The organism is Asaia krungthepensis NRIC 0535 (assembly GCF_025995175.1).
Taxonomy (GTDB): Bacteria; Pseudomonadota; Alphaproteobacteria; order Acetobacterales; family Acetobacteraceae; genus Asaia; species Asaia krungthepensis.
In genome coordinates this window covers 72,224-86,455 of sequence record NZ_BAPV01000004.1, presented here as the reverse complement: position 1 = coordinate 86,455, position 14,232 = coordinate 72,224, and the positions used below count along the sequence as shown (strand labels likewise).

Annotated in this window: 15 protein-coding genes; 10 read left to right on the top strand and 5 right to left on the bottom strand. The window is 61.7% G+C overall.

The features are described from left to right. Window positions 1-79 precede the first annotated feature (79 nt). The 3 genes from AA0535_RS02885 to gorA all read left to right on the top strand — a co-directional run bounded on the left by AA0535_RS02885 (window position 80) and on the right by gorA (window position 4,154). Window positions 80-1,657, top strand: a complete 1,578-nt coding sequence (locus AA0535_RS02885; RefSeq protein ID WP_408868475.1) for a S10 family peptidase — start codon at window positions 80-82, stop codon at window positions 1,655-1,657. 116 nt (window positions 1,658-1,773) lie between these two features. Then, window positions 1,774-2,658 carry a ferredoxin--NADP reductase gene (locus AA0535_RS02880; RefSeq protein ID WP_264814403.1) on the top strand — a complete coding sequence of 295 codons (885 nt, stop codon included), beginning with the start codon at window positions 1,774-1,776 and terminating at the stop codon, window positions 2,656-2,658. A 101-nt stretch (window positions 2,659-2,759) separates the two neighbouring features. Then, window positions 2,760-4,154 carry a glutathione-disulfide reductase gene (gorA, locus tag AA0535_RS02875; RefSeq protein WP_264814402.1) on the top strand — a complete coding sequence of 465 codons (1,395 nt, stop codon included), beginning with the start codon at window positions 2,760-2,762 and terminating at the stop codon, window positions 4,152-4,154. A 93-nt stretch (window positions 4,155-4,247) separates the two neighbouring features. On the opposite strand, the gene AA0535_RS02870 is transcribed toward gorA, so the two are convergent. From AA0535_RS02870 to AA0535_RS02850, 5 genes are all read right to left on the bottom strand, one after another. Beyond that, complete coding sequence (locus tag AA0535_RS02870) at window positions 4,248-4,550, bottom strand: hypothetical protein (RefSeq protein ID WP_264814401.1); 303 nt, start codon at window positions 4,548-4,550, stop codon at window positions 4,248-4,250. Window positions 4,551-4,700: 150 nt separating this feature from the next. Continuing rightward, window positions 4,701-5,057: a phospholipase C/P1 nuclease family protein gene (locus AA0535_RS02865; protein WP_264814399.1), complete on the bottom strand. Its 357-nt coding sequence runs from the start codon at window positions 5,055-5,057 to the stop codon at window positions 4,701-4,703. 39 nt (window positions 5,058-5,096) lie between these two features. Next, on the bottom strand, window positions 5,097-5,294 hold the full coding sequence (locus AA0535_RS02860) for a hypothetical protein (protein ID WP_264814398.1): 198 nt from the start codon (window positions 5,292-5,294) through the stop codon (window positions 5,097-5,099). A gap of 332 nt (window positions 5,295-5,626) precedes the next feature. Then, complete coding sequence (locus tag AA0535_RS02855) at window positions 5,627-6,523, bottom strand: alpha/beta fold hydrolase (protein ID WP_306310212.1); 897 nt, start codon at window positions 6,521-6,523, stop codon at window positions 5,627-5,629. Between the two features lie 137 nt (window positions 6,524-6,660). Beyond that, window positions 6,661-7,047, bottom strand: a complete 387-nt coding sequence (locus AA0535_RS02850; protein ID WP_264814397.1) for a hypothetical protein — start codon at window positions 7,045-7,047, stop codon at window positions 6,661-6,663. Between the two features lie 141 nt (window positions 7,048-7,188). On the opposite strand from AA0535_RS02850, the gene alkB reads away from it, so the two are divergent. From alkB to AA0535_RS02815, 7 genes are all read left to right on the top strand, one after another. After that, window positions 7,189-7,842 (top strand): DNA oxidative demethylase AlkB, encoded by a 654-nt coding sequence (gene alkB, locus AA0535_RS02845; protein WP_264814712.1) that lies wholly within the window; start codon window positions 7,189-7,191, stop codon window positions 7,840-7,842. Window positions 7,843-7,903: 61 nt separating this feature from the next. Next, window positions 7,904-9,298: a class II 3-deoxy-7-phosphoheptulonate synthase gene (locus tag AA0535_RS02840; protein ID WP_264814396.1), complete on the top strand. Its 1,395-nt coding sequence runs from the start codon at window positions 7,904-7,906 to the stop codon at window positions 9,296-9,298. After that, window positions 9,295-10,500: a beta/alpha barrel domain-containing protein gene (locus AA0535_RS02835; RefSeq protein WP_264814395.1), complete on the top strand. Its 1,206-nt coding sequence runs from the start codon at window positions 9,295-9,297 to the stop codon at window positions 10,498-10,500. The genes AA0535_RS02840 and AA0535_RS02835 overlap by 4 nt, the downstream gene beginning before the upstream one ends. Then, the gene (locus AA0535_RS02830) at window positions 10,497-10,871 is read left to right on the top strand and encodes a hypothetical protein (protein WP_127100220.1); all 375 of its coding nucleotides are present in this window, start codon (window positions 10,497-10,499) and stop codon (window positions 10,869-10,871) included. Before AA0535_RS02835 ends, AA0535_RS02830 begins: the two co-directional genes overlap by 4 nt. Continuing rightward, window positions 10,871-11,638, top strand: a complete 768-nt coding sequence (locus AA0535_RS02825; protein WP_264814393.1) for a transcriptional initiation protein Tat — start codon at window positions 10,871-10,873, stop codon at window positions 11,636-11,638. The genes AA0535_RS02830 and AA0535_RS02825 overlap by 1 nt, the downstream gene beginning before the upstream one ends. A gap of 76 nt (window positions 11,639-11,714) precedes the next feature. Beyond that, window positions 11,715-13,049 carry a glutamate--tRNA ligase gene (gene gltX, locus AA0535_RS02820; protein WP_264814392.1) on the top strand — a complete coding sequence of 445 codons (1,335 nt, stop codon included), beginning with the start codon at window positions 11,715-11,717 and terminating at the stop codon, window positions 13,047-13,049. Between the two features lie 21 nt (window positions 13,050-13,070). Then, window positions 13,071-14,033, top strand: a complete 963-nt coding sequence (locus AA0535_RS02815) for an ion channel (protein WP_264814391.1) — start codon at window positions 13,071-13,073, stop codon at window positions 14,031-14,033. The last annotated feature ends 199 nt before the right edge of the window (window positions 14,034-14,232 follow it).

Genomic DNA, 14,232 nt, shown 5'->3' with positions numbered 1-14,232 from the left:
GTTCAAGCAAGCCCCGAAACTTTCATCCCTTTTTGCTCTGGCTGCGATGATGGGCGGCACCGCTCTGGCGGCCCCCGATATGCCGCCGCCGCATATGGGCCCGCCACCCCCTCCGCCTGGCCCCGATGGTGGCCCCGGCGAGGTACACGGCCCCGCCTATCTGATGAAGCCGCAGCATGTTCTGAGTGATGGTAGCGCAACCATTCGCGGTCAGGTTATTCCCTATCAGGCAGAATCCGGCACGCTGATTGTTCATCCCGACGGCTGGGATGACGCCAACCCCGACCCTAAAGCCCCGCAGGCCGTCGCTTCGATCTTCTACGTTGCCTATTTCAAGAAGGGTGCGCATCCCGAAAACCGGCCCATCACCTTCATCTATAATGGCGGCCCCGGCTCCTCCACCGTCTGGCTGCATATGGGCGCACTCGGTCCCAAGCGCGTCGTAACCTCGGACGACGTGCACACCCCCGCCGCGCCGTACAAGCTGGTGGATAACGACGATTCCCTGCTGGACTCGACCGATCTTGTCTTTATCGATGCGCCGGGCACGGGCTTCGGTCGCGTGATCGGCAAGGATCGCGACAAGGCGTTTTACGGCACCGATCCCGATGCCGCCGCCTTCACCGATTTCATCGCCCAGTTTCTGGCCCGTCACGGGCGCTATAACTCGCCTAAATATCTCTTCGGCGAGAGCTATGGCACCACACGCTCGGCCATCGTCGCCAATGCGCTGGCATCGGAAAAGGGCATAGACCTCAATGGCGTGATCCTGCTGTCGCAGATCCTGAATTACGGGAACTCCATCGATCGCGCCCAGAACAATCCGAGCAACGATCAGCCTTATGTGCTGGGCCTGCCGAGCTTTGCCGCGACGGCCTGGTATCATCACAAGCTGCCCGACCAGCCTGCCGATCTGAAAACCTTCCTTGCCGAGGTCGAGCATTTTGCCCTGACCGACTACACCTCCGCCCTGCAGGATGGCACCGGGATCAGCGACGAGAAGCTCAAGGCCACGGCCGAGAAGCTGCATCGCTATACCGGTCTGCCGGTCGATTACCTGATCAAGGCCGATCTGCGCGTGAATGGCGGTGAATTCGCCAAGACGCTGCTGGGTGAGGAGGGGCAGGATACGGGTCGCCTCGACAGCCGCTTCTCGGGACCAAGCCTGGACCCGCTGGCCCAGCGGCCCGCCTATGATCCGCAATCTGCGGCCATGGAATCGGCCTATGTCGCGGCGTTCAATGATTACGCGCGCAAGACGCTGCATTACGGGGCCGATCCGTCCTTCGGCGATGGCTATATGGAATATCGCGTAAGCGCCCATAGCATCGGCAAATGGAGCTTCACCCACAAGCAGCCCGACCAGCGCGGCGCGGCACGCGGGGAGCCGAACGTGCTGCCAGACCTTGCCATGGCCATGAAAACCAACCCGTCACTGCAGGTCATGCTGAACCAGGGCTATTACGATCTTGGCACCCCGTACTTCGAGGGTGTGTACGAGATGCGTCATCTCCCGATCCCACGCGCCCTCGCGAAGAATGTCGAGATCAGGCAATATGCATCTGGCCATATGGTCTACGCCCATCTGCCTGCGCTGAAGGAAATGCACGATAACGTGTCGCAGTTTATCGCAAGGACGCATCCGAAATCGTCGTAATATTTTAGAACAGACGAGGCTGTGGGGTTTTCAAACGGCGGAAGGATGCTCTAGAAATTTCGCCACTTTGGGCGGTGTCAGACCGCCCGCCCCCTGCTCCCTGCGAAAGAGTGCCGATGAACGCGCCTGTCTCCCTGCCGATGCCCATTATTGCCGAGCCGCTTTCGGGGCTCCTGCCTGTTGAGGGCCATCCCGGCCAGTATCGTCTGGCACCGCCCAGCAAGGAATATGGGCATCTTCAGGCCTGCGAGGTTCTGAGCGTCCATCACTGGACCGATCGTCTGTTCACCTTCACCTGCACCCGCGACCCCGGTCTGCGCTTCGAAAACGGTCAGTTCACGATGATCGGCATCGAGGTTGAAGGCAAGCCGCTGCTGCGCGCCTACTCCATCGTCTCTGCCAATTACGAGGAGGAACTCGAATTCCTCTCCATCGCGGTGGAAGACGGTCCTCTGACCTCGCGCCTGCGCCATGTGAAAGTGGGTGATACCGTGCTCGTCGGTCGCAAGCCGGTGGGCACGCTGTTGCTCGATAATCTCCGCCCGGGCCGTAACCTTTACTTCCTCTCGACGGGCACGGGCCTTGCGCCCTTCATGAGCCTGATCGAGGACCCGGAATGCTATGAGCGTTACGAGAATGTGGTGCTGAGCCATACCGTACGCGTCTCAGGCGAACTGGCTTATATGAACCATATCCGCCACGATCTGCCGAACCACGAATTCCTGGGCGAATTCGTTTCCAAGCAGCTCAAATACTATCCGGCTGTGACGCGCGAGGAGTTTGCGGTCACGGATCGTATCACCACGCTGATCGAGAACGGCAAGATCTTCGAGGATCTGGGCTTGCCCAAGCTGGACCCCGAGCATGACCGCGTCATGATCTGCGGGTCGCCCGAGATGCTGGCCGATACCGAAAAGCTCCTCCTTTCCATGGGCTTTGATGAAGGCAATATGAGCAATCAGGGTTCGTATGTGGTCGAGAAGGCCTTTGCGGAACGTTGAGCCCTCTCGCCCCGTTCTGAACGGGCGCAAGACAGACGACTGAACATGCCATGCGCGGCCGGGAGGTTTCCCGGCCGCGTTTCATTTGGGGGAGGGGCTTCATGCCGGATTTCGATGTTTTCGTAATTGGTGCCGGATCGGGCGGCGTCCGCTTTGCGCGTATCGCCGCACAGAACGGGGCCAAGGTCGCCATTGCCGAAAGCCGCCATTGGGGCGGGACCTGCGTCAATCTGGGCTGTGTACCCAAGAAGCTCATGGTCTATGCCTCCGAAGGTGCCGAGGCCGCAGAAGACGCCCGCGCCTATGGCTGGGATATCCGAACCGGCGCGCATGACTGGCAGAAACTGATCGCCGCCAAGGACAAGGAAATCGAGCGGCTCGACGGGATCTACAAATCCATGCTGGGCAAGGCAGGGGTCGAGCTTTTTATCGGGCGGGCCAAACTGATCGACGCCAACACCATCGAGATCGGCCCGGGACCGCTGGACGAGCAGGCGGAACCGAGGCGGGTGACGGCCAAGCGCATCGTGATTGCCACGGGCGGACGCCCAACGCGCCCCCCCATTGAGGGCGCGGAGCACGCTATCATCTCCGATCAGGCCTTTCATCTAAAAGCGCGCCCGGAGCGTATCTGCATCATCGGCGGCGGGTATATCGGGGTCGAGTTCGCCGGGATTTTCGCGGGGCTGGGGTCGCAGGTCGATCTCGTCTTTCGTCAGGACCTGCCTTTGCGCGGCTTCGACCGGGAACTGCGCGAGAAACTGCATGAGGCGCTGCCGCATCATGGCATCACGGTTCATGCGGGTCAGAGCCCGGAGCGGATCGAGAAACTGGGCGAGTCCAGCTATCGTGTCACCTTCGGCAATGGCAAGAGCATCGAGACCGGACTTGTTTTCTTCGCAACCGGACGCAAACCCAATATCGATGGGCTTGGGCTGGAAGCCGTCGGCGTGACGCTCAAGAATGGCGCCGTTGCTGTCGATGAGCGATCGGCGACCAATATCGCCAATATCTTCGCGATCGGCGATGTGACCGACCGGATCAATCTTACCCCTGTCGCGATTGCGGAAGGTCATATCCTGGCCGAAACCCTGTATGCCGGTCAGACCAGAAGCTGGTCTTTCGAGACGACACCCAAGGCCGTGTTCTTCTCGGAGACCCTCGCCAGTGTTGGCCTGACGGAAGAGGAGGCCGTGGAGAAGGCGGATATCGAGGTATTCACTGCCGCGTTCCGTCCTCTACGCCAGACCCTGATCGGGCGGGATCGCAAGGCGTTCATGAAGCTGATCGTCGAGCGTGAAAGCCAGAAAGTAGTGGGCGCGCATATGATGGGCGATGCGGCAGCAGAGATGATGCAGGGCATCGCCATTGCGGTCACGGCCGGGCTCAAGAAAATCGATTTTGACCGCACGATCGGCATTCACCCGACCACAGCGGAAGAGTTTGTCACCATGCGCACGCCTACACGCCAGCGTGAGCGCACGCCCCGTTCCTGAACCGCCTCCCAAATCGCTCCCAACCCGGCAAGCCACACACTTTATCCGGCTGGGGGCCGCATGCGTCTCGTGCCTCAAGGTGATCGGCTGAGGCTAGGGAGCCGCGTGGCGCACGGGTTCGGGCAGTTCTCTCGACAGAGGCGCCGGAGCCGATCCGGTGGCAGGGTCGTAGCCAAGGCTGTCCGGATCGTCAGGATGGGTTGGCGGAAGGGGGGAGAGGGCGCTCTCTTTCCAAGCGCGGGTCACCAGATCGCGCAGCATCGCCGATGCCGCGGCACAACGCTCATAGACAAGGCTCCGGGCCTCCCGATTGCCGACGTCGCGCAATGCGCCGTCCCGGTTCAGGCGGTAGACGGTTTCGACATCCCGATGCGACCGGTCGAGATAGGCGAGCACGGCGGTAAAGACATCGCCGTGCTGATGCGCGACCGGCGGCAGATGCGGGACAATATCGCGTTCCGAAAGGCCGATCAGGTTGACGTAATCGGTCTCGAGCCGCCCATGAACGGCTGGATCGCGGGTATAATGCGCCGGGTTCGGCCCGACCTAGCCATCATGATGAATGCTGACATGCAGGGGCTGAGAGCTATCGGCGTTATAATGCCCCATCCAGGCCACCAGAAACGCCGTATCGATCTCGAATGGCTTGGTGTCCATGCCCTCCAGGCGCAACGCCCGCATGAGCCGCATATCGGCGACCAGACGGCCATATCCCTCCAATACCGCATAAGGCAAAGTGCCGGTCCAGCGTATGTTCACGCGTTGTGCCGTGCCCGGGTCGCTCCGGACGAGGCGTTCATGCTCGCGATAAAGGGTGAACAGGCATTCCATGCGCGAGCGTGGGATGGCGGTCATGAAGGCGAATTGCTCACGGAACCAGCCATGGTTCGGGTCTTCTGCCATTTTGGAGAAGAGCTCGCTTGCGGCGCGCCAAGTGTCGGGTCACGTGGCCGATCGCGTGATCAGCGTCTTTCGCGCCTTGAGATAGACGGGGCCGTCATCTGGGAGTGTATCGATGGCCGTGCGGTTGATGACGCCATGCGTCCGTTCGCCCCAACCGCAGGCCGTGCAAGGGCACAGCAGGGCGACCGCGATCAGCCCCGGGATAAGCCCCGGGTTCAGTCCTCTCAGGTGAGACAAAGGACGGCCCTCTCATGCGTCCATGAACTATGGATACAAGATAGACCTTGAGCGCGAACGGCGCTGTGGCTCTTTATTGATGGTGCCCGGTTGGCGATGGTGCCCGGTTGGTGATGTTGCCGAGGAAACAGGAGCTACCTTACCTTCTCCCGACATGGCGCAGGCGAGGGGCTGATCTCACATCGCCTCATGCTTCACCCATGACACGGCCCGTCATACCGTACACGACAAAGCCTGCGGCCAGGCCGACGATACGGCCAACGACGCGATTGATTACACGGTGGATGTCGTGCGGGGTACCCGGGCAGGGAAATGCCCGGGTGGGACGCGTATCAGAGGGTCGTGCCGGACAGGAAAGACAGAAGATCGCGGTTGAGGGCCTCTGCATCCGTCGCAAAGAGGCCATGCGGGGCGCTGTCATACTCCACATAGCGCGCATGGGGCACGAGATCCTTCACACGCTTGCCCGTCAGTTCATAGGGCACGGTCTTGTCGCCCGTACCATGCACGACGAGCGTAGGCACCGTGAAAGCCGCCAGATCGGGGCGGAAATCGGTGCGGCTGAAGCTGTCGATACAGTCCAGCGTGGCGTTCGGGCTTGCCATGATACCCAGCGTGAAGCTCCAGTCGATCAGCGCCTGACTGACCGGTTTGCGGATCATGCTCACGCCGTAGAAGCTCTTGAGGAACTCGGCCAGGAAGGCGAAGCGGTCGCGCCGTATCTGGGCCTTGAAATCCGCGAAGACGTCGACAGGGACACCGTCGGGATTGCTGCTGTCCTGCAGCAGATAGGGCACGACCGATGCGATCAGGGCGACGCCTGCGACACGCGTCGTGCCGTATCGGCTCAAATAGCGTGCGACCTCACCGCCCCCCATGGAGAACCCGACGAGCGTGAGGTCTGTCAGGTCCAGGCTTTCGATCAGCTCGGCCAGATCGGCGGTAAGGGTGTCATAATCATAGCCACCAAAGGGATGGCTCGACTGACCGAAGCCGCGACGGTCATAGGTGATGACCCTGTATCCGGCCTCGAGCAGCGCCAGGGTCTGGTATTCCCACATATCGCCGGTAAGTGGCCAGCCGTGGACCAGCAGGACAGGACGACCCGCACCCATATCCTTGTAATGGAGAGAATTTCCGTCGCGCAGCTTGAGAGAGGGCATGGTCTCATCCTTTCCGGTTCGCCCGTCATAGGGGGCGGTGATTCCGGAAGGAAGAACCGGGACCAAGGCAGGGAGTTCCTGCCCGGTTCAGGGAAGCGTTTTCACCGGGGCGTGAGGCCGGCCAGGGCAAGCCTCATAGTGTCGCGTCGGTTTGCAAGCCAGCGCATCAAGAGAATGCTTCGGGAAAATGCGCAGTCAGAAGATCAGCGCGGAGCAACCCAGCCATTGCCCGAGGCGTCGCCCAACTGACCGCTCTGGACCGGGCTGCTGTTTGAATAGGCCGAGCCGAACTTGCTCAGATCCGCACCGGTCACCGCATCGCGCTGCACATTATCGGCGTGATCCGGATCGGGACCGTGCTGGAACTCGGTGCTCGGCGTTTCCTGATAGCCGGGCGGCAGGGAGTGACGCCCCTTGGCGGTCAGATGCTCGCCCTTGCCATGATATTCCACGCCCGTGTCATTGGCCGTGTTCTGCGGGGCATGGGCCTCGTTTGGAGCATTCTGCCCGGTGAACTGGGCGAAAGCCGTTCCGGCGGGCAGGGCGAAAAGAGAGGCAGCCAGTAAGGCGGCGCGTCGGCGCGTTGACATCGAAGCATTCCCTTGCAGTTTCGTCCCATTCGGCAAGGCGTACAGGAACGGTGGTTGCCATTTCGGAAATAAGCCCGATCTCTGGCGCAGTCAGAGACTCCAAGTAATTCGTGAGATCGGAGGCGGCAAGAGCCTATCGTGATGGACGACCTCTTCAAGACGATACGTCAGACCGAGACTCTGGGACCGGGCGCCGCTTTCCTGCCCGGGCGGGCGCTCGACCAGGAACGCAGCCTGATCGAGACGATAGAAACGATTGCCGCTTTTTCTCCCCTTCGCCGTTTGCAGACACCGGGTGGACGGCAGTTCTCGGTCCGCATGACAAATTGTGGCGAATTGGGCTGGCACTCGGACAGGAGCGGCTATCGTTACGAGTCCGTTGACCCCCTGACCGGCAAGGACTGGCCGGATTTGCCTCAGGAATGGGCCCGGCTCGCGCGTGATCTGGCGCAGGAGGCAGGTTTTGACGGGTTCACGCCGCAAGCCTGTCTGATCAACTGCTATGAACCGGGCGCGCGGATGGGGCTGCATCAGGACCGTGACGAGGAGGCATTGGAAAGCCCCATCGTTTCGATTTCTCTGGGGGTTCCGGCCCTGTTTCTGTTCGGCGGGGTGGCCAGAACCGACGCCGTTCGCAAGATCCCCCTGTTGAGCGGCGATGTCGTCGTCTGGGGCGGCCGGTCACGGCTGTTTTATCACGGCATCGCCCCGCTCAAACCGGACATGCACCCGCTGACCGGCGCGCTGCGATGGAATCTCACCTTCCGCCGGGTGAGGGCGCAGGATAGCCCCTAGGCGTATGGGCCATTACGCTCCATACTAAGTTCCCTTTTTTCAACCAAAGGAAGACGCTCTCATGCACCCGAACCGCGAATCCGCTGCGCACGCCGGCTGGACGCCGTCGAGCTGGCGGTCGCACCCCATCCGCCAGGCGCCCCAATATCTGGATGCAGCCGCGCTCGACTCTGTCGAAGCCCGTCTGCGGCGATATCCGCCACTGGTGTTTGCGGGTGAGACGCGGCGCCTCAAGAGCCAGCTTGCCAAGGCAGCGCGTGGCGAGGCCTTTGTGCTGCAGGGCGGAGCCTGTGCCGAGAGCTTCAACGAGTTTACGGCCGATATCGTGCGCGACACCTTCCGTGTGCTCCTGCAGATGGCGGTCGTTCTCACCTTTGGAGCCAAGGTGCCGGTCATCAAGATCGGCCGTATGGCGGGTCAATATGCCAAGCCGCGCTCTTCCGACACGGAGACGCAGGACGGCGTCACCTTGCCCTGCTATCGCGGTGACATCATCAACGGGCCGGAATTCACTGAATCCGCCCGCCTGCCTGATCCGGCACGCATGGAAACCGGTTATTTCCAGTCTGCCGGCGTCATGAACCTGCTGCGTGCCTTCGCATCGGGCGGCTATGCCAATCTGCATGAGGTGCATCGCTGGAATCTCGGATTCGTCAAGCGTTCGCCTCTGGCCGAGCGCTATCAGGATCTGGCCCAGCGCATCGATGAGACGCTCTCCTTCATGGGGGCCTGTGGGTTCAACCAGAGCGCCCCCCAGATCAACGAGACCGAGTTCTATACGTCTCATGAGGCGCTGCTTCTGCCCTATGAGCAGGCACTCACGCGCATCGATAGCCTGAGCGAGAACTGGTACGATTGCTCGGCCCATTTTCTCTGGATCGGCGATCGCACGCGCCAGCCCGATGGGGCGCATGTCGAGTTCCTGCGTGGCGTGGGCAATCCGATCGGCATCAAGGTCGGGCCGACGACCACGCTGGACGATCTGGAAAACCTGCTCGATATCCTCAATCCGAAGGATGAGGCGGGACGCATTACGCTCATCTCGCGCATGGGTGCCAGCAAGGTTGGGGATTTCCTGCCGCCTCTGCTCGACAAGGTCCAGGCAAGCGGTCGCACCGTCACATGGCTGTGCGACCCGATGCATGGCAACACCATCAGCACGGCTGACAAGGTCAAGACGCGCTCCTTCGACTCCATTCTGGGCGAAGTGAAGGGTTTCTTCTCCGTCTTCCAGAAGGCCGGGCTCCGTCCGGGCGGCATCCATATCGAGATGACCGGCCAGGACGTGACCGAATGCGTGGGCGGCGCCCAGTGCCTGACCGAGGCCGACCTGGCCGGGCGCTACGAAACCTTCTGCGATCCGCGCCTCAATGCCGAGCAGTCACTCGAGATGGCCTTTCTCCTCGCCGAGGAACTGACGGGCCATTTCCGTGACCACGGGGCGCTTCGGGGATGACCCCGCCCAAGGCGGATGAGGGACGCGCCGCACTCGATGCGGCGCTCAGCCCCAGACTTTCGCTGACGCCTGGCGAAATCGCGGCACGGACGGATGCGTATTTCAATCGCACACAGGCCATTGTGTCGCGCTTCGGCGAGTGTGAGGTCACCTATGCGCTGTTCATCCGGCGCCCGGTGATTGCAGCACACGGGCTCATGGTGGCCTGGCTCGAAAACGTGGCCCGCGAGCAGGATTTCGAGGTCGCGATCGACATCATCTCGGCGGAAGGAAGCTGGGTCGGGGCAGGAGAGCCCCTGCTCTATCTGACAGGCCCCTTCACGAAGCTTGCTCCGCTGGAAACCCTGCTGCTTCAGAAGCTCGGCTCGGCCTGTGTGGCTGCGCATAATGCCTATCAGATGGCGCTGGCTTTGCCGGATGCCGCCTTCATGGCCATGGAGGCCCGTCATTGCGCCGGGTTCGAAATGCAGGAGATGATGGGCTATGCGGCGTCCATCGGGTCACGCGCTGCACGACGCGAGGGCGCGCGTGGTTTTGTCGGGTGTGCCAATGACGTAACGGCGGCGTTCTTCGGTCAGGATCACGGGCTGGGAACCATGCCCCATGCGCTGATCGGCTATGCCGGCTCCACGCTGCGCGCCGCCGAGATGTATCGCGAGGTCTATCCCGACGATCCGCTGGTGGTGCTGGTCGATTATTTCGGTCAGGAGATCACCGATGCGCTGGCCGTGTGCCATCGTTTCCCGGAACTGGCGGCGCAGGGGCGCATCAGTGTGCGTCTCGACACCCATGGTGGCCGCTTCATCGAGGGGCTTGATCCCCAGTCGTCCTATGCCGTGCTGGAACGCCATACGCCGGGCACGATCAGGCGTTATCGCTCCGATCATGAGCTGAAGGATCTGGTCGGGACGGGTGTTTCGGCAGCCGCTATCTGGTGGATGCGTGAGCAATTGAACGCGGCGGGCTTCACGGAGGTGAAGATCATCGTCTCCTCGGGGTTCGGCCTCGAGAAATGCATGACCATGCGCGACTCCCACGCCCCGCTCGATGTGGTCGGCACCGGATCGTTCATCCCGGTCAAATGGAACGAAACCTACGCCACCGCCGATATCGTCGCTTATGACGGGGAGAAGCGGGTCAAGGTCGGCCGTGAATTCCTCCTTCAGAAGATACAAAGCAAGTCCAAGGAGAATGGCGCATGAGCAGCTCAGAAGCGGAACCCGATCGCGGTTGGTTTGTCAGGATTCTCGATAATTCGGGTGGCGCCGAGGAGGGTATTGTGGAGGAGGTCAAGGACTTCCAGGACCTCGCCCATGCCAATGCCTATGCCCGCGCCTATGTGCGCGACAGCGTGGAACGCTGCCGCGTCGGTGGGGCTGTCGGGCGTGAGGTTCTGGAAGCCTGGTTCTCATTCGGGGAGGACGCAATTGTGGTCGAAGCGGGAGACGATGGCTGGAAATCGGCCTCGGAACTCGAGGATTTCGCCGCGACGCCCGCCACCCCCATGGAACGTGACTGGCGTACCCTCGACCCGCGGCGACTTGTGGAGGATGACGAGGAGGTAGAGCTCTGATGATCCTGCCGCGTCGCCAGCTCATTACTGCCGCTGCCTCATTGGGAGCCGTTCTTCCTTTCGCCGCACGGGCCGCACAGCCTGTGCTACCGACCCCCGCGCCCCCGGCCCCCGAAACCCATCTGCCGGATCTGAGCCGCCAATTGACCGCTTTGCCGCGTCGTCGTGAGTTCGCGACGCTGCCTCGGCTGCTGGATCATCCGGATCTGTGGGACGATGTCGCCTTCGATGCCCTGCGTGCCTATCGCGGGGCGGAACGGATGATCGGGACGGGGACTGCCCTCTCCGGATCCTGGCCCGTCGAGGCCCAAAATCTTCTGAACAGCGAGATCTTTGCCTTCGGTCATCCCGATGCGCTTCTGGTCATGGCGCTCTGGGGCGAGGCGCAGCTTGCGCTGTATGACGAGGCCGCGTGGTCGCAATTCGATCTCGCCCGCCTGACCTCACCGGGGCAATCTCCGCTGCCGCTCAAGCAGAGCGCGACGGGGAGCTCTCGCCACCATCAGGACGAGTTGGGCGCGTATGGCGCGGCGGGGCGCGGTATTCCGGCTCTCCAGGCACGCGGCGTTGTGTTTCTGGCCTGCCATAACGCGGTCTGGGCTCATGCGGGGCGTCTGCTGGCACTGGGTGCCGTGCCTGGCAATCCCACACAGGAGCAGCTTGCGGCGCAGCTCACGAATCATCTCGACAAGCGGGCGATTGTCACACCCAGCGCATTGGGCGCACTGGCCGAGTTGCAGCGCGCCGGTTTCTCGCGCGTTTTCTGAATGCGCCTGACATTCTGATCGTGCCCGGCGCGCACGGGCACTGGCAAATTGCCCGCGCGCTTGGCATAGAAGCAGCATGAAACTGCGCTTCGCCCCCAGCCCGACCGGCTATCTTCATGTTGGTAATGCCCGTCTGGCCATTGCCAACGCCCTCTATGCCCGCAAGCATGGTGCCCAATTCCTGCTGCGCATCGACGATACCGATCTGGAACGCTCGAAGGCGGAGTATGAGCAGGGCATCAAGACCGATCTGGAATGGCTCGGTCTGGACTGGGACGAAATGGCGCATCAGTCCGAGCGCCTGGATCGCTACGCCAAGGCCATAGAGGCCCTCAAGGCGTCCGGTCGGCTCTATCCCTGTTTCGAGAGCGAGCAGGAACTGGCGGCCAAGCGCGAGGCGCGGCTGAAGGCACGCAAGCCCCCGATCTATGACCGGGCCATGCTGCGCCTGACCGCCGATCAGCGCGAGCGGGCCGAGGCCAATGGAAAGGTGCCGTATTGGCGGTTCAAACTGTCGGACGGGCACAAGAGCTGGCGCGATCTGGTCATGGGAGATCTGTCGGTCAAGCTGACGGCCATCTCCGACCCTGTTCTGGTGCGCGCCGATGGCACAGTGCTCTACACCCTGGCCTCGGTCGTGGACGATATGGAACTCGACGTGACCCATATCATCCGGGGCGAGGATCATATCACCAACACGGGCGTGCAGCTCGACATCATCGAGGCTCTGGGCGGCCGCCCATCACGCTTTACCTTCGCCCATCTGCCGCTTCTGCTGGACGAGGGCGGTGGCAAGCTGTCCAAGCGTTTCGACTCCCTCTCCTTGCGTGCTCTGCGTCATGACGGCATGGAGCCGCAATCTGTCGTTTCCTACCTCTCGAAGATCGGCAGCTCGGATGACCCGGTGCCGATGACACTGGAGGAATCGATCGCCAGCTACGATCTCTCCCATGTCTCGCGCTCTGCGGCGCGTTTCGACATGCAGCATTTGCTTGGGCTCAATCGCCGCCTGCTCCACACCCTCGACTTCGAGGCAGTAAGGACTCGTCTACCCGAGGGCGCGAGCGAGGCCTTCTGGAACGCCATTCGCGGCAATGTCGATCTGACCGGCGAGATCGCTTTCTGGTGGGACGTGGTGCAGGGCGAGATTGCGCCACCCTCCCTGAGCGGTGAGGCGGAGTTCCTGGCACAAGCCCGGCAAACCCTGCCGGCAGAACCCTGGGATGGCGAAGTCTGGAAGCATTGGATCAACGCCCTCAAGGAGGTCTCAGGCCGCAAGGGCAAGGCCCTGTTCCATCCGCTGCGCCTCGCTTTGACAGGTGAAGAGGCCGGGCCGGAACTGCATGCGCTTCTTCCGCTCATGGGGCGCGCCCTTGTGTTGCGTCGCCTTGAGGAAGCTGGGCTGGCCTGAGCGAAACAAGGGCTTAAAATCATGAAGGGCGACCACCGCCAGAAGGGGCCGGTTGAATGGAGCCGGCTGCTCAGGGGACGGGTAGGGTTGCCCCTTCAAGGGCAGGAAAATGCGCTGGATGCCGTTCAGCAACATGACCGCTCGGCTGTTATTCGTGTGGGTATCGGCAGTAATTTCTGGACAGATCTCTACCACCACGCCCTGACCACGTCCTGGCCCCGTTTCATGGGGTGGTCCACCCTTGCTTACGTGGTCATCAATCTGGCTTTTGCGCTGCTTTATCGCTTGTGCAATGCGCATATCAACAACGCTGCCGACCTCGATCTGCTGGCGTTGTTCTTCTTCAGCGTGCAGACACTTTCAACCGTTGGCTATGGGGTCATGGCCCCTACCGGCCACATCGCGAACGCGCTTGTCTCAATCGAAGCCCTGCTCGGTATGATGATCAATGCGCTGTCGACCGGTGTCGTGTTCGCGCGATTCTCGAGGCCGCGCGCCCAGATCCTGTTCAGTCAGGTAGGGGTGATCAGCCAGCAGGCCAGCCCGCCTGCGCTCTGCATAAGGCTTGCCAATTCACGCAAGAGCGCCGTTCTGGCCATGGAGGTCCAGCTCTCGCTTTCCCAGTTCGTCATCGGAGAGGGCGGGTACCCGACACGCATCTTCTCGCCGCTGAAACTGCTCCAGTCCCAGGTGCCCGAACTGCGCTTCATCGAAACTCTGGTGCATCCGATCGACAGTACCAGCCCGCTCACATTGTTGAGTCTCGAACAGCTCGATGCCACCCACGCCGAAATTCTGGTGACTGTGCGCGGCACGGATGAAGCCACAGGCCAGGCCGTTCTGCTGCAACGCAGCTATGACCACGCCCGCATGATTCGCGGAATGCGCTTCGTCGATATGGTGATCCATGACGGGCAAGGCGTTTATCGCATCGATTACCGACGTCTCCATGACATCGAAGAGGAAGTCGACCGCGCCCTCTGACGGGGCCCCCGTGACAGGGAGGCGGGTTTTCATATCCATCCGATCCGCGTGGTGAGACATCGATGTTTATGGAGATCATTCCACTCAGATTGACATGGCAGGATGCGACTCAGAGGGGCTGACTGCGATCTGCTGTGGCCCATGCAGTTCCGATCAGAGGTTCCTGTTTGAGGACGCGGCGTCTCGAGAATCCGTATGC

Excerpts from the sequence above, each read along its gene's own strand:
- gltX (WP_264814392.1), top strand. The coding sequence starts at position 11,715 with ATGAAACTGCGCTTCGCCCCCAGCCCGACCGGCTATCTTCATGTTGGT.
- AA0535_RS02840 (WP_264814396.1), top strand. The coding sequence starts at position 7,904 with ATGCACCCGAACCGCGAATCCGCTGCGCACGCCGGCTGGACGCCGTCG.
- AA0535_RS02830 (WP_127100220.1), top strand. The coding sequence starts at position 10,497 with ATGAGCAGCTCAGAAGCGGAACCCGATCGCGGTTGGTTTGTCAGGATT.
- AA0535_RS02835 (WP_264814395.1), top strand. The coding sequence starts at position 9,295 with ATGACCCCGCCCAAGGCGGATGAGGGACGCGCCGCACTCGATGCGGCG.
- AA0535_RS02880 (WP_264814403.1), top strand. The coding sequence starts at position 1,774 with ATGAACGCGCCTGTCTCCCTGCCGATGCCCATTATTGCCGAGCCGCTT.
- gorA (WP_264814402.1), top strand. The coding sequence starts at position 2,760 with ATGCCGGATTTCGATGTTTTCGTAATTGGTGCCGGATCGGGCGGCGTC.
- alkB (WP_264814712.1), top strand. The coding sequence starts at position 7,189 with ATGGACGACCTCTTCAAGACGATACGTCAGACCGAGACTCTGGGACCG.
- AA0535_RS02825 (WP_264814393.1), top strand. The coding sequence starts at position 10,871 with ATGATCCTGCCGCGTCGCCAGCTCATTACTGCCGCTGCCTCATTGGGA.
- AA0535_RS02815 (WP_264814391.1), top strand. The coding sequence starts at position 13,071 with ATGAAGGGCGACCACCGCCAGAAGGGGCCGGTTGAATGGAGCCGGCTG.
- AA0535_RS02865 (WP_264814399.1), bottom strand. The coding sequence starts at position 5,057 with ATGGCAGAAGACCCGAACCATGGCTGGTTCCGTGAGCAATTCGCCTTC.
- AA0535_RS02885 (WP_408868475.1), top strand. The coding sequence starts at position 80 with ATGCCGCCGCCGCATATGGGCCCGCCACCCCCTCCGCCTGGCCCCGAT.
- AA0535_RS02850 (WP_264814397.1), bottom strand. The coding sequence starts at position 7,047 with ATGTCAACGCGCCGACGCGCCGCCTTACTGGCTGCCTCTCTTTTCGCC.